This window comes from Psychrobacter sp. FME5 (genome assembly GCF_014861375.1).
Classification (GTDB): domain Bacteria; phylum Pseudomonadota; class Gammaproteobacteria; order Pseudomonadales; family Moraxellaceae; genus Psychrobacter.
Genome location: NZ_RRYX01000079.1, coordinates 1 through 14,028, shown reverse-complemented (window position 1 = coordinate 14,028; position 14,028 = coordinate 1). Strand labels below are relative to the sequence as shown.

At 43.7% G+C, this 14,028-nt stretch carries 13 protein-coding genes; 2 read left to right on the top strand and 11 right to left on the bottom strand.

All coding sequences use genetic code 11. The features are described 5' to 3' along the window. Nucleotides 1-51 precede the first annotated feature (51 nt). The 3 genes from EI161_RS10330 to EI161_RS10320 form a co-directional block, all read right to left on the bottom strand. Nucleotides 52-375 (bottom strand): hypothetical protein, encoded by a 324-nt coding sequence (locus tag EI161_RS10330; RefSeq protein ID WP_192529520.1) that lies wholly within the window; start codon nucleotides 373-375, stop codon nucleotides 52-54. Nucleotides 376-457: 82 nt separating this feature from the next. Then, entirely contained in the window at nucleotides 458-1,477 is a 1,020-nt protein-coding gene (locus EI161_RS10325; protein ID WP_225735335.1) for an alpha/beta fold hydrolase, read from the bottom strand. A 344-nt stretch (nucleotides 1,478-1,821) separates the two neighbouring features. After that, nucleotides 1,822-3,243: an SLC13 family permease gene (locus tag EI161_RS10320; protein ID WP_192529519.1), complete on the bottom strand. Its 1,422-nt coding sequence runs from the start codon at nucleotides 3,241-3,243 to the stop codon at nucleotides 1,822-1,824. A 445-nt stretch (nucleotides 3,244-3,688) separates the two neighbouring features. On the opposite strand from EI161_RS10320, the gene EI161_RS10315 reads away from it, so the two are divergent. Continuing rightward, complete coding sequence (locus tag EI161_RS10315) at nucleotides 3,689-3,850, top strand: hypothetical protein (protein WP_192522411.1); 162 nt, start codon at nucleotides 3,689-3,691, stop codon at nucleotides 3,848-3,850. A 31-nt stretch (nucleotides 3,851-3,881) separates the two neighbouring features. On the opposite strand, the gene EI161_RS10310 is transcribed toward EI161_RS10315, so the two are convergent. Continuing rightward, a complete protein-coding gene (locus EI161_RS10310) occupies nucleotides 3,882-4,583 on the bottom strand; it encodes a YoaK family protein (protein ID WP_192522410.1) in 702 nt (233 codons plus the stop codon). Nucleotides 4,584-4,694: 111 nt separating this feature from the next. Continuing rightward, complete coding sequence (locus EI161_RS10305) at nucleotides 4,695-5,501, bottom strand: enoyl-ACP reductase (RefSeq protein WP_192522409.1); 807 nt, start codon at nucleotides 5,499-5,501, stop codon at nucleotides 4,695-4,697. A gap of 383 nt (nucleotides 5,502-5,884) precedes the next feature. On the opposite strand from EI161_RS10305, the gene folE reads away from it, so the two are divergent. Next, entirely contained in the window at nucleotides 5,885-6,481 is a 597-nt protein-coding gene (folE, locus tag EI161_RS10300; protein WP_192522408.1) for a GTP cyclohydrolase I FolE, read from the top strand. Nucleotides 6,482-6,560: 79 nt separating this feature from the next. Here the strand turns inward: folE and EI161_RS10295 are convergent, their stop codons facing one another. The 6 genes from EI161_RS10295 to EI161_RS10270 form a co-directional block, all read right to left on the bottom strand. Next, nucleotides 6,561-7,871, bottom strand: coding sequence for an iron-containing alcohol dehydrogenase (locus EI161_RS10295; RefSeq protein WP_192529518.1), 1,311 nt, complete (start codon nucleotides 7,869-7,871; stop codon nucleotides 6,561-6,563). A 214-nt stretch (nucleotides 7,872-8,085) separates the two neighbouring features. Continuing rightward, nucleotides 8,086-9,768, bottom strand: coding sequence for an ABC transporter ATP-binding protein (locus EI161_RS10290; protein ID WP_225735336.1), 1,683 nt, complete (start codon nucleotides 9,766-9,768; stop codon nucleotides 8,086-8,088). A gap of 31 nt (nucleotides 9,769-9,799) precedes the next feature. Further along, nucleotides 9,800-10,882 carry an ABC transporter permease gene (locus EI161_RS10285; protein ID WP_192522406.1) on the bottom strand — a complete coding sequence of 361 codons (1,083 nt, stop codon included), beginning with the start codon at nucleotides 10,880-10,882 and terminating at the stop codon, nucleotides 9,800-9,802. Further along, nucleotides 10,882-11,949, bottom strand: a complete 1,068-nt coding sequence (gene yejB, locus EI161_RS10280; RefSeq protein WP_101212607.1) for a microcin C ABC transporter permease YejB — start codon at nucleotides 11,947-11,949, stop codon at nucleotides 10,882-10,884. Before yejB ends, EI161_RS10285 begins: the two co-directional genes overlap by 1 nt. A 42-nt stretch (nucleotides 11,950-11,991) precedes the next feature. Next, nucleotides 11,992-12,771 (bottom strand): hydroxyacylglutathione hydrolase, encoded by a 780-nt coding sequence (gene gloB / locus EI161_RS10275; protein WP_192522405.1) that lies wholly within the window; start codon nucleotides 12,769-12,771, stop codon nucleotides 11,992-11,994. Nucleotides 12,772-12,903: 132 nt separating this feature from the next. Next, on the bottom strand, nucleotides 12,904-14,028 hold a 1,125-nt coding region (locus EI161_RS10270), incomplete at its 5' end, for an ABC transporter substrate-binding protein (protein WP_225735334.1).

Here is a 14,028-nt window from a genome sequence, read left to right as displayed (position 1 = left end):
ATGATAAGCTTAAAGCCAGCTATGAGGCTGCCGTAATTCTCGCTTGTGTCTTTATCTGGCTGCCGCTGATTTGAATTCTATACAGCCCCTAGTAGCAGCTCCAGTAAAGAAAGTCTGCATATTTTTTAGAGGTATCCTAGGAAAAGGCAGATGCAGCGAAAGTATTAAGGTCTCAAACGCTACCATCTCATCAGCTAATGCGCGAGCGATAGCAGGTTGAATCTGCGGATTTTCATACAGATTATCGATTAGCCACGTTAATTGTGGAAACTTAGCACTATCATGAACCTGATAAAGGGTGGGCACTAAATCATCAGTGATTTGGCAGTGTATTTTACGAATCATGCCGTTTTTGTAATACATATTTAAAGCCATACTATAACCCCTTCCTTAGATTGTTAATACTTAGATAACCGACATAGCTGCCATAAAAAATTACTATCAATAGTCGACAACCCTACTCGGTTTGTGCTAAAAAGTCTTTGACCACGTTAACAGTGGCGATAGGATCCTCTTCATGTGGCACATGCCCTAAATTATCAAATATCTTAAGCTGACTATTGGCAATATCTTTATGAAAAAGCGTCGCATTTTCGACGGGAATCAAATCATCTTGTACGCCCCAAATGATTAAGGTTGGCAAATTCAACTTTTTTATTTGCGCTTGGTTACTGGTACTATCTGTCTCTTGTAGACGACGATTCAATGCTTGGCGGTTGCCTTGGCGCAGCGTCAAATCATAATATCGATCAACCAACGCTTCATCGACTTTGCTATCATCAGCATACACACTTAGCACACTTTTTTTGACCACATCTCGCGGCAGTATCCGGGTTAAAATAGGCGTCAACGCTGGATATTTCGCTAGTTTAAAGCCCATTGGCACCTGCTTGGGCGTCGCTGGATAGCCAACGGCATCAACTAGGATCAGTTTATCAATGCGCTCAGGATATAGAGCCGCTGTACGCCAAGCGACTTTACCCCCTAAAGAATTACCTGCCAATGTCACTTTTGTCACTTGATTTAGGTTGAGATGATCGAGCACTTGCATGACAAATTTAGCGTAATTAGCGCTACTATACTTTGTCGTCGCATCGGTATATGGGCCTGTTAAACCAAAACCAGGCAAATCCATACTAACGACACAATAGTTAGCACTTAATGCTTTCGTCCAGCCTTGCCACGTATGCAAACTTGCTGATGTCCCATGTAATAAAACCAACGCTTCCGGTAGCGATGCTCCAGTGTTAACTGCTTTATCGATTGTGGTTTGGCTACGATACACATCACATTTATCTGACCGTACAACATGAGCCTGCATCCCTTGCACGTCTATAAACTCGCTGTTAGGCAATTGCCATTGCTTGAGTTCAGCCACGCTACGATCAGGCGCCCAATAAAAGGCTACGAGAGCAACCAGTAGCGCCATCATAGCGATGAGTAAATAAATGATTGCTTTTACGAGCCATTGTGCCAATTTATTAAATCCGTTTAATGAGATGACGTTACTTACTATGGCTGATTCACTTTAAAACCAATGCGAGTGCTACTGGAGTAGATTTTTCGTAGCCTCTGTCACGCTTGCGAACCGCAAATAAGAAAAATTTATAACAGTAGCACGTGGTTACCAACTTGCCAACGTATCTATTTTATTTAGAATTGCCTATATTGCTAAAGCCGATTCGAGTGCTCATAGCTGCAAGATAACAAACGATACGTCTTTTATACAGGCATTATAGTTATTAGTAAATGAAAAACCCGATATTCAAGGATCACTTAAATATCGGGTTATTGTTAATCACAACTATTGGGGTTGCTAAGCTATATTAAGAAGAAATACGCCCACAGCCCTACTACAACTGTGGCAATAATATTCAAAATGACACCTGTACGGATCATCTCTGACTGCTTAATGAGCCCAGTACCAAACACAATGGCGTTTGGCGGTGTGGCAACGGGTAGCATAAAGGCACACGACGCACCGATACCGATGACCAATACCAACACCTCATGTGGCAATCCCATTTGTTCAGCAATCGCGGCGAACACTGGCACCAATAGTGCAGCAGAAGCCGTATTAGAAGCAAACTCCGTCAAAAATATAATAAATGCCGATATGGCAATCATCACAATGATGAGTGGTGCAGATGATAATGCATTGGCCACCGTCTCACCAAGTACCAAGGAAGCTCCTGATACCTTTAAAACCGTCGATAGCGCAATACCGCCACCGAATAACATGAGTACGCCCCAATCGGTGTTATCAGAGACCTGTTCCCATGACACCAAACCCAGACTGACTACTGCCGCTGCGGCTGATAAGGCAATAATCGCATCAGTATCAGTAATATCAAGCGCGGCACCAATTTTTTTAGAAAATATCCAGCTTAATGCGGTGATAATAAAGACGATAATCGTCACCACACGCGGTTTATTCCAAGCGATAGGCTCGTCTTCAACCATGACAATTTTACGATTTAGGTTGGGCTTTAGGAACAGATACATCGCACCGAGCAATAATGGTAGTAACACCAACATCATCGGTACACCAAACTTCATCCAATCAACAAAAGCGATATTAAGCGCTTTTGCAGCGATGGCGTTGGGCGGTGAACCAACGATAGTTCCTAAGCCACCAAGACTTGCTGAGTAAGCAATACCCAGTAGTACAAACACAAAAGTGCCGCGATCTTTTTCACGGTCAACTTGGGTCAAGATACCGAGTGCTAACGGCAACATCATAGCCGCTGTGGCAGTGTTCGATATCCACATTGACAAAAACGCTGTCACCCCAAATATCAAAAATACCGCCGTGCCTAGCTTGCCGCCTGACATCGATAGTATTTTTAGGGCAATTTTCTTGTCTAATTGCTGCACGTGCAACGCCGCTGCCAGAGCAAAACCACCAAAGAATAAATAAATCGTCGGACTGGCAAAGCTCTGCAAGCCTATTTTGGCATCAAACTCTGGAATGCCAATCAATGCACCAACCACGACCACTAAGAGCGCGGTGATGGTCACATGTACTGCTTCCGTTAGCCACAACACGCCGATAAAGAACAACATCGCCAAGCCTTTATTGGCATTGATATCGAACGGTAATACGTTGTAGATGATCATACTAATAATCGCTGCAACGGCAACAACGATCAACCCTTTACCTGTGCCCTTCGGAAAGGTATCGGTAAATAAATACTCATTGCCATCATCAGGTAGATGGCTATCTAGCTTTTGCTCTGACATAAAATGTCCTTATTTCCTTAAAGACAGGGGAAGAAACTTATATATACCGACGTGTTTTAGTGATCATTTAGCCATCAACCCAAAAAGATACGCCGCTATCATAATAGATATATAGCAGAAAAATCATTTGGCAAAGTCTTTTGCAAACCCATACTGAGCCATGCTTTTAGTAGTGCTTTAAATTTAACAACTTACTATTCTGAGTATACTCTTATAATTATCCATCGTTAGGTAGTAGCAACCATTGTGATGCATAGTTACACAACGTCACTAAACAAGCGCACATCGTATCTGTACAACGTCATGGTGCTATTCCATACTAAATCAGTAAAAAACTAAACACCAGTATAAGACGCGTAATAAAATGCGTAGGATAAAATGTACAGCAAGCATATTTTATTGGCGCTTTTATTGGAAGGTTAATAAAAACAAACAGGAGCACTTTATGACAGATTCAAACAAAACCGACTCGACTACTAAAATGGCACGAAAAGATATCAATCAAGATGGACTGTCCAAACAGGACCAGCAGCGTACTGATGACTCTGCACTGGATATGATGCAAGGCATGCACGAACACGAGGACCATAAGGAAGATGATAAGTAATCTACTTAGCCAACAAACTTAAGAGCGCTCATCAATTAGATGAGCGCTCTTTACGTTTTCTCGGTTGTCTTTTTTCTGGCAGATTGTCTGACACATAGTTATAAACAAAGGCGGCAGTGAGAACAATAGTAATGGGTAAAAACAACGCGCCATAGCCCACTTTGGCATATAAAAACGCACCGACCGTACTACCACCGCAAAAGCAGTACCAAATAATCGCTTGAAAGCCTAATGTCGGCTTGCTAATCGAACGACCTGCCAGCCAATTACCGATGGCCGCGCCCATATCCGAGGTCAGTCCGGTCAAGTGTGTGGTACGAATCACTGCACCGCTATAAGTCGCGACCATCGCATTCTGCAACCCACAAGCCATCGCGGCAGCCAACTGCCCTAGATAATCGTGCTGCTGATATAACCAATAGCTGAGCAATAATAAACCTGCTTCAATATAAAGAGCATTACCGTAACGCCTGCCTAGTGTCAATGACGTCTGACCAATGACAAAACCGCTCAATATTGCCCCTGCCAAAAAAGACAGCAATATCGCACCAATAAACAAGATACTACGAGCATCTAGATAAGCAACCGCCGCGGCAAACAAGCTCACATTGCCCGTCACATGAGAGACAGATAAGTTGGTAAAACCCATCAATGCGGCTGTATTGACGCAGCCTGCACTAAACGCCAGCACGGCGCCGCCCCACAATATCCATCTTGGTAGTCTGGTTATCATATTTGTCGCCTAAAGGCTCATCACCAAAAAAGCCCATAGTATAACTAAAAAAGACAACCGATTGGCTGTCTTCCTTATTTCTCAATATACATTATTGAGAAATACCTTTAATTATTTCTGTTCATCAAGCATCATTAATTGCTCGCTAATAGCAACGGTATTAAAACCTGCATCAACGAACATAATCTCGCCAGTGATACCAGACGCCCAAGGTGATAGTAAGAAAAGGGCAGCATTGCCTACTTCAGTTTGGGTAATATTACGCTGTAGCGGGGCAATTTTTTCACTGACATCAAGCATTTTACGGAATGACTTGATACCACTGGCAGCAAGCGTACGGATAGGACCAGCAGAAATCGCATTGACACGAATCCCTTCACCGCCCATAGAAGTAGCAAGATAGCGCACGCTCGCTTCAAGACTGGCTTTTGCCATACCCATGACGTTGTAATTTGGCAAGACTGAAATACTACCTTCATAAGTCAAGGTCAGCATCGAGCCGTGGCGCATTGCCAACAACTCACGTGAGGCTTTTGCTAATGCCACAAAGCTATAGCTTGAGATGTCATGAGCAATTTGGCTACCTTCACGGGTCGTTGCGTTGACGAAATCCCCATCCAGCTGATCCATCGGTGCAAAGCCAATTGCGTGTACCACCCCATCGATACCATCACCCCAATGGGCAGTGACTTGCTCAAAACATGCAGCAATCGACTCATCAGACGCCACGTCACACTCAAGAACTAAATCTGCTTCGAACTTTTCCGCGGCCATATCCACACGTTTTTTGATTTTATCATTGGGATAGGTAAGAATCAGCGATGCGCCTTCACGATGTAAGGCTTCAGCGATTGCCCAGGCAATAGAAAGTTTGCTGGCGATGCCGGTGACGACAAAGCGTTGTCCTTGTAGTAGCATAATATTTCCTTGTTGAACGGTTAAAACTCGGTAAAATGAGCCGGTATAAAAATGGCAAATAAAAATATAAAAGTTGCTATATTATACACGAATCAGTTTAAGTAAACAGTCGTAAACTATAGCTACCTAAACAGAGCCCTGTCGTTCATTAATGATACTTTCTTGTATCACTCTAAATGGTATTTTATATATACAAATATTCAGACAGTATTACTTTAATTAGCTGAAAGGGTTTATCCATAACGGTATGAAGTTGAGCTATTTTCAAGTATAATCACAACCCTCCAGCTTGCACAATTTTTATAAAAATCCTTTACAAGCGTTGTTTGTAATTAAGGATTTAGCGTTAAGCTACACCCACATTTTGGATGGCTGCCAAACTTATGAGCAATACCCCAACAATAACATCAGATTATCAAGAAAGCATCGAGTCCTATCGCCAGCTTATTACCTCGACTGGCGAAGACCTACAGCGCCCAGGCTTAGAAGAAACCCCAATGCGTGCAGCAAAAGCCTTTGCTCACTTGACTCAGGGTTATCATCAAAGCTTGGATGAAGTCGTCAATGATGCGGTCTTCCCATCGACCAATCGTGAATTGGTCTTGGTGCAAAACATTGAATTTTATTCATTATGCGAGCATCATATGTTGCCGTTTCATGGTGTCGCGCACATTGGCTATTTACCAAATGGTCAAGTCTTAGGGCTATCAAAATTCGCCCGTATCGTCGATATGTTTGCTCGTCGCTTACAAATTCAAGAGAATTTAAGCGAACAAGTGGCGCAAACGATTATGGATGTGACTGGCTGCCGCGGTGTAGCGGTCGTCATGGATGCAGCGCACATGTGCATGATGATGCGCGGTGTCAACAAACAGCATTCGACCACGCGCAGTACAGCGATGTTAGGTGAGTATGTACACGACAACCAAGCACGTAATGAGTTTTTAGACGCTGTGCCAAAACGCCGTCCAGCATTTTAATTTAGCTGTTTAGAAACATAAAAAAGCACCTTACTATGAAAGTAAGGTGCTTTTTCTTTTAGTGACTTTTTTATTATGGCTAAGCGACTTTATCACTCTTAGACTCACTACCCGCATACTCATCACTAGCCTGCTTAATCTTCGTTAGGATACCTTTAATTTCAGATGCGGATAGATACGTTGGCACGGCATAGGTGTCACTGACTTCTTTTGCCGCTGCTTTAGCAATGTTATCAAAATCACTGCTCTGCATCCCTTTAACCATTGGATCGATATTTAAGCTTGCTATCAAATCGCGTACTTGGGCGATTAGATGATCAGTTATATCGCTATCACTACTGCTAGCCTGACCTACTTGTACCATGCCCGTTTTTCTAGCCAATTCAGCTAAGCGTTTTTTAGTGGCTTTACGATTTACATCGAGGACATATGGCAGCACGATGGCATTGGCACGACCATGTGGAATATGGTAGTAAGCCCCTAACTGGTGAGCGATGGCATGGACATAACCGAGACCAGCTTTGTTAAAGGCTATCCCGCCGTAATGAGCGGCGATACCCATCTCTTCTCTGGCTTTAAGATTGCCGCCATCTTTATAAACCAGCGGTAAGTTTTGCATGACAGATTTGGCAGCAGAGGCAGCATAATAATCAGTCTCGACACTAGCATTGGCACTCATCCATGCCTCTAACGCATGGGTTAAGACATCGATACCGGTATCAGCGGTAATATGCGCAGGCATGCCTTTCATAATCACAGGGTCAATCGCCGCCGCTAGTGGCACCATTTTGGGGTCGATAGACAGGGATTTTTGATGAGTTTTGTCGTCTGATACAACTGCGCCAAGCGTTGCTTCTGAGCCAGTACCCGCAGTCGTAGGCACACAATATAACGGTACAGAAGGCTTTCTGGCTTTAAGAATACCCATAAGTTGTTTTGGCTTGCAGTTATTGCCTTGAGACATGGCAATCATCTTGGCGGCATCAATCACCGAGCCACCACCGATAGCTATGATCGAATCGCACTTAGCCTCTACAGATTTACGTAATCCCTCTTCGACAACCTGAAAAGTAGGGTCTGGGGTAATACCATCATAGACGGTATAGCTAATATTTTTTTTGTCTAAGTAATCAGTAATTTTAGCGGGTATACCAAGCTTATTGAGCACGGCGTCAGTGACGATAAACACATTGCTACTACCTTCATTAATGGCCATATCGCATAGCTCATCGCAAGAGCTCTCACCGACAAATAACATCGGTCTTCTAATAGGTACAACGTAAGCAAATGCTTTTAGTGCTTTGGCGCGAGTTTTGGCAACTGCTAAATAACCGGCATATTGCAACGGGTTATTGCTTACTAGCTTAGAGATACTATTGTGTTTTTTCATGGGTAAAAATCCTTTTTAATGACGGTAATAATAGCAATGGCAACCATTTAAAGCAGCGATTTAAACTGCTCTTTAACTAAAAATTAAACAAATTTATGCATTTAACTAAAGTGAACGTCTGTTTAACTTATTGTATCACCGTCTTTTTTAGGATGTTGTGATTACTATGAACTGCTATGTTCTGATTATTTAAGGCTGTCGCTGTCTGTATAAGCTAAAGCATACTCGCCTGCAATAATTGCTGAGCATAGGGATGCTGCGGGTTATTAAAAACATCTTCAGTACGCCCAGACTCAACACACATTCCGTCTTTGAGCACCATAATATACTGACATAAGGCGCGCACTACTTTTAAATCATGACTGATGAAGACATAACTGATTTGCAATTTTTGTTGAATTTCTCGTAGCAAGTTGACGACAGTCACCTGGGTGGTGCTATCAAGCGCCGAAGTCGGCTCATCTAATATCAATAGACTTGGCCGCATAATCAGGGCACGCGCCAATGCCACACGTTGACGTTGACCACCTGAGAGCTCATGCGGATAACGCTGGGAAAAATCAGCTGGCAAATGCACGGTAGCAAGACTGTCCATTACCGCCTGCTGGCGTGCTACCTTATCAACGCCTTGTACTAGCAATCCTTCTTCTACGATTTGCATCACTGTCATACGAGGGTTGATACTAGCAAAGGGATCTTGAAATACCATTTGAATCTGCGAGCGAAACTGACGCAGCTCACGTTTTGACAAGGTTGTAACTTCTTGTCCATTGATTATTATCTGTCCACTGACACGTGCTTGATTGCTAAGTAACTGACTTAAGGCAAGGGCAATCGTCGTTTTGCCAGAGCCTGACTCACCAACGATACCCAGCGCATGCCCTTTTTGTAACGTCATGTCGACGTCTTTTACTGCATCAAACCAACGTTTGGTTGCGCCAAACAAGCTTTTTTCAATTGCAAACTTTACTTGTAGGTTATTTACTTGCAATACAGTTGATTGCTGACTTTGCTCGTCATTAGAAAAGTTTAGCGCTTGCCCAAAGTCTTGCTGAATCAGCGAGCGGGTATATTCGGCTTTAGGCTGGTTAAATACTGCTGCCGTCTGCCCTTGCTCAATCGTCTGCCCTTGGCGCATGACGATGACGTCGTCACTGTAGCGCCTAACTAAATTCAAATCATGGCTTATAAGCACCATCGCCATATTATGCTGACGCTTAAGATCATCTAACAGCTTAAGGATTTCATGTTGCAAAGTCACATCTAGCGCCGTGGTTGGTTCATCAGCGATTAAAATATCGGGCTGTTGCGCCAACGCCATTGCTATCATTACGCGCTGGCGTTGACCGCCTGATAGCTCATGTGGATAGCGACCTAGTTTATCAGTAGGATCAGTGATATTAACATCAGCTAACAAAGCGATACTTTTTTCGCGCCATTGTTTCTTAGGTACACCGCTTAGACGAAGAGACTCAGCGATTTGCTTGGCAACGGTATGTAGCGGGTTTAATGCCGTCATCGGCTCTTGAAACACCATGCCGATACGCTGTCCGCGGATAGAGCGCAGCGCAGCATTACGTGCATTAGCACTAACATTGGCATTGGTTATTGGTAGTGCCGTCAACCCTGTTGAGCTTGCTAGCTTTACCTCACCGCTAATGCTCAAATTATCGGGTAACAGCCCCAATAGCGCCAGACTGGCGATAGATTTTCCCGAGCCTGACTCACCAACGATGGCCAAGGTTTGTCCTTGTCTCAGCTCATATGATAGTTTATCGACTAGAACAACACTTGCATCAGTGACGATGCTAAGTTTATCTACTGCTAGCATTAGCTTATTTTTTACATTGCTATGACTTTCGCCTAAAAGGTTATTTTTATCAGTAGCAGTTGCCATATTAGCGCTTATCATATTATCGGTTTTCATATCAGGAACGCCTCGGATCAAACGCATCGCGCAGCGCTTCGCCAACGAAGATTAGCAATGATAAAATAAAGGTTAGACTAAAAAATCCCGATAGCGCAAGCCAAGGTGCATCAAGATTGTTTTTTCCTTGTACCATCAGCTCGCCGAGCGACGGCGACCCAGGCGGCAAACCATAACCCAAGAAATCCAATGCCGTCAGAGCAATAATATTAGCAGTCAATATAAACGGCAGCTGTGACAAGCTTGACGCTAAGGCATTGGGCATAATATGTCTGAGCATGATTTGACTGTCCGACACACCCAAATTACGCGCCGCACGCACATAGTCAAAGTTACGGGCACGCAAAAACTCAGCCCGCACCAAACCGACCAAGCCCATCCAACCAAATAACAACATCATGGCAAATAGCATAGTAATACTAGGGCTAAACAAGCTGACCAAAATAATAATCATAAACAGCTGCGGCATACCGCCCCATACTTCCATAAAGCGCTGCCCTGCTAAATCTACCCAACCACCATAATAACCTTGTATCGCACCAACGATAATACCAATAAGCGCGCCTGCTAGCGTCAAGGCCAGACCGAACAACAAAGATACCCGCATGCCGTAAAGTATCCGCGCCAGCACATCACGACCCAAATCATCTGTCCCAAGCCAATTTTGGCTATTGGGCGCGGCTGGATATGGAATTCCTAGCTCAACGTTCGGTGTCTGATCAGCAAAAGGGATGGGCGGCATAATATAAAAGCCCTGCTCATCAATCAGCATTTGTACCGCAGGGTCTTTATAGTTGGCTTCGGTCTCGAACACCCCGCCAAAAGTCGTTTCGGGATAGGCTTTTAGTACGGGAAAATAATAATCACCTTGATACTGCACCAGTAGCGGCTTGTCATTGGCAATCACATTGGCTGCCATACAAATAACAAATATCAGGGCAAAAATAAATAGCGATATCACTCCAAGGCGATTGTGACGAAAACGGTTTAGGCGTGCCTGCCAAATAGGATTTAGGCGGCGTTTTTTTTCTAGTGGAATAGAAGAGGCAGTTGAGGGCGTTGAGGATAATGGATGACTTGACATTAGCGCCCCTCAAAATCAATACGCGGATCAATTAAGTGATAACTCAAATCACTAATTAACTGCAATAATAATCCGAGCAAAGTAAAGATAAACAGCGTGCCAAATATCACCGGATAATCACGCTGCTGAATAGCTTCGAAACCTAACAACCCCAAACCATCAAGCTTAAAGATAATTTCAATGAGAAAATTACCGGCAAAGAAAATCCCAACGATAGCCGCTGGGATACCAGCAATAATAATCAGCATGGCATTACGAAACACATGACCGTATAACACTTGCCGTTCGCCCAAACCTTTTGCTCGCGCGGTAAGCACATATTGCTTACCCAGCTCTTCCAAAAAACTAAACTTGGTCAAATAGGTCAAGCCAGCAAAACCACCAACGGTACTTGCTAAGAGCGGCAATGCCAGATGCCAAAAGTAATCTTTCACTTTACCAAGCGCACTTAATTGATCAAAATTCTCGGAAGTTAATCCTTGCAGTGGAAAAATGTTCCAGTAGCTACCCCCAGCAAAAAACACCAGTAATATGACAGCAAATACAAAAACGGGTATTGCATGGCCGATAGCAAGCAGCATGGCTGTTGCTTTATCAATCCCTGAACCATGATGCATCGCTTTATAAACCCCGAGTGGAATGGCGATCATATAAATCAGCAGCGTACTCCAAAGCCCTAGCGAGATCGATACGGGTAGTTTCTCTATAATCAGGTCGGTCACCGTCTGACCTTTAAAAAACGACTCACCAAAATCCAACTGGGCATAATTTTTTAGCATCAGCCAAAAACGCTCTGGTGCCGATTTATCAAAGCCATATTGAGCATTAATCGCCGCCACCATCTCCTCTGATAAACCGCGTGTCCCTTGATAAGTGCTGTTGTTGCCTGCACTGCCCGCGCCAATATTACCACCAAGCACATTGTCTTTTGCGCCTTGTTCGATAAGCGCCAGCTGCTGCTCGACAGGACCACCAGGCGCTGCTTGTACAATCACAAAGTTTGCGAGTAATATCAAAAAAAGCGTCGGTAATATCAGCAGTAACCTTTTCAAGATATAACGACCCATAACGACGGCTTCCTAAAATAAAGAGAGATGACAACTTAGTATTTAGAAGTTATTTTTAAGCTCACGTAACTCGGCAAATACGGTCAAAGACTTATCGTCATCGATATTTACCTTAGACTTAACACCAGCGATCACACTCGATTCTTGCGTACGCAAAAACACATTGATTGCGCGTTCATGCTCTAAAGTGACTGGCAGCGTCGGGATACCTTGAGCGGTTTTTTCTTCTGCTTGAGCCAGCGCTTGCTGCATCGCCGCATTGTCAGGCTCGATAGACAAACCAAAGCGTAAGTTGCTGGCAGTATATTCGTGTGCTGGATACAGCAATGTCTCGGCTGGCAAGCCATTTAAACGCTTAAAGCTGTCATGCAATTGCTCAATCGTGCCGGTAAAGACGCGTCCGCAACCGGCACTAAACAAGGTATCACCGCAAAAACAATGCTTCTGTCCATCGATATCCAAAATATATGCCACGTGGCTTGCGGTGTGACCGGACACATCCCATACTTGCGCGGCACAGCCCCAAGCACTGACCGTACTGCCGTCTTTAATAGTTTGATCTTCATCGACATTGTGCTCGGTATGCGCAACCAAATGAGTCATTGGATAAGATTCTTGTAGCTCGGCGACGCCTCCGATATGATCATGGTGATGATGTGTGGTCCAGATGGACGTCAGCTCTAAGCCGTTTTCTTCTAAATAGGCGATAACTGGCTCGGCTTGACCCGGATCAATGACAATCGCCTGCTTATTATTTTCATTAATGAGTGTCCAAATATAGTTGTCATTGAACGCTTTAATGGGGTGAATACGAATACTCATATAAAATCCTTAGCAGTGATTGTCTTTATTACTGATGTTTTTTATTAAATTTTAAAAACCAAATGAAACACGATTTTATTTACTGGTTTAAATGATAATTTTTAAATAACTGTTTTAAGCCATTATTTTAAACTATTGCTTTAAGTATAGATTAACGCGAGCTTCTGCTTCTTTATCTGTCCACCAATAATCGATACCGATAGCATTGGTCGGGAGTTTTGCAGTATGACGATATTGATTCCAGTAGGCAACATTGGTGCTAGGTTTGCCGTATAAAGGGACTAAATAATGTCCTGCCCGTAGCAGGCGATCAAGTACGTGCGTATATAAGACGATCTCATCGCGATTTTTAGCGTCGCCCAGTTTTTTAATAACACTGTCAATCGCAGGATTTTTAATACCGATAGTATTATGATTACCTGCTTCATCAGCAGCGGCACTGCCCCAAAAACCCACTTGCTCAGCACCAGGTGATAGACTTTGGGCGAAGACATCGACGACCATATCATAGTCAAAACGGCGTATGCGCTCGTAATATTGCGGCCCATCGACTTGACGTAAGCTCGCATCAAAGCCCAAACGCTTTAGATTACGGATATAAGGCAATAATACACGCCCCATGGTTTCGCCTGTCATCAAAATCTCAATCTGAGCAAGCTTGCCGTTTGGTTGATACAACTTCATATCATCATAATAAAAACCCGCATCTAGTAACAGCTGCCGCGCCTTTAACAATCCTTCACGATTAAATCCGCTACCATCGCTGGTTGGCAATTGCCATTCGTCTAGTACTGCTTGCCGCTGACTCGGTTCAAGTTTGGCGAGCAATGGGCTTAATACCTGCATCTCAGCCGCAGATGGCGTACCAGTTGCAGCAAGCTCTGAGCCATGAAAAAAACTTTGCAAGCGCTCATACTGCCCATGGAATAAAGTTCTGTTCATCCATTCAAAGTCATAAGCCTTGCTCAATGCTTGACGGACGCGAATATCTTGAAAAAGTGGCCGGCGCATATTCATCACCAGACCCTGCATCGGTACTGGATTTTCGCTGCTGATGGTTTCTTTATTAATCAGACCTGCTTTGACGGCTGGGAAATTGTAACCGGTGGCCCAATTAGAGGCTTTGTTTTCCGGACGGAAACGATATTGCCCAGATTTAAAACCCTCAAAAGCAATCTCATCACTTTGATAATAGACGAATTGGTGGTGTATCAGAAAGTATGCTGAGGAGATAAAAGGAGGGTGACAGCCAAAGCA

Excerpts from the sequence above, each read along its gene's own strand:
- EI161_RS10330 (WP_192529520.1), bottom strand. The coding sequence starts at position 375 with ATGGCTTTAAATATGTATTACAAAAACGGCATGATTCGTAAAATACAC.
- EI161_RS10320 (WP_192529519.1), bottom strand. The coding sequence starts at position 3,243 with ATGTCAGAGCAAAAGCTAGATAGCCATCTACCTGATGATGGCAATGAG.
- EI161_RS10315 (WP_192522411.1), top strand. The coding sequence starts at position 3,689 with ATGACAGATTCAAACAAAACCGACTCGACTACTAAAATGGCACGAAAA.
- EI161_RS10310 (WP_192522410.1), bottom strand. The coding sequence starts at position 4,583 with ATGATAACCAGACTACCAAGATGGATATTGTGGGGCGGCGCCGTGCTG.
- EI161_RS10305 (WP_192522409.1), bottom strand. The coding sequence starts at position 5,501 with ATGCTACTACAAGGACAACGCTTTGTCGTCACCGGCATCGCCAGCAAA.
- folE (WP_192522408.1), top strand. The coding sequence starts at position 5,885 with ATGAGCAATACCCCAACAATAACATCAGATTATCAAGAAAGCATCGAG.
- EI161_RS10295 (WP_192529518.1), bottom strand. The coding sequence starts at position 7,871 with ATGAAAAAACACAATAGTATCTCTAAGCTAGTAAGCAATAACCCGTTG.
- EI161_RS10290 (WP_225735336.1), bottom strand. The coding sequence starts at position 9,768 with ATGGCAACTGCTACTGATAAAAATAACCTTTTAGGCGAAAGTCATAGC.
- EI161_RS10285 (WP_192522406.1), bottom strand. The coding sequence starts at position 10,882 with ATGTCAAGTCATCCATTATCCTCAACGCCCTCAACTGCCTCTTCTATT.
- yejB (WP_101212607.1), bottom strand. The coding sequence starts at position 11,949 with ATGGGTCGTTATATCTTGAAAAGGTTACTGCTGATATTACCGACGCTT.
- gloB (WP_192522405.1), bottom strand. The coding sequence starts at position 12,771 with ATGAGTATTCGTATTCACCCCATTAAAGCGTTCAATGACAACTATATT.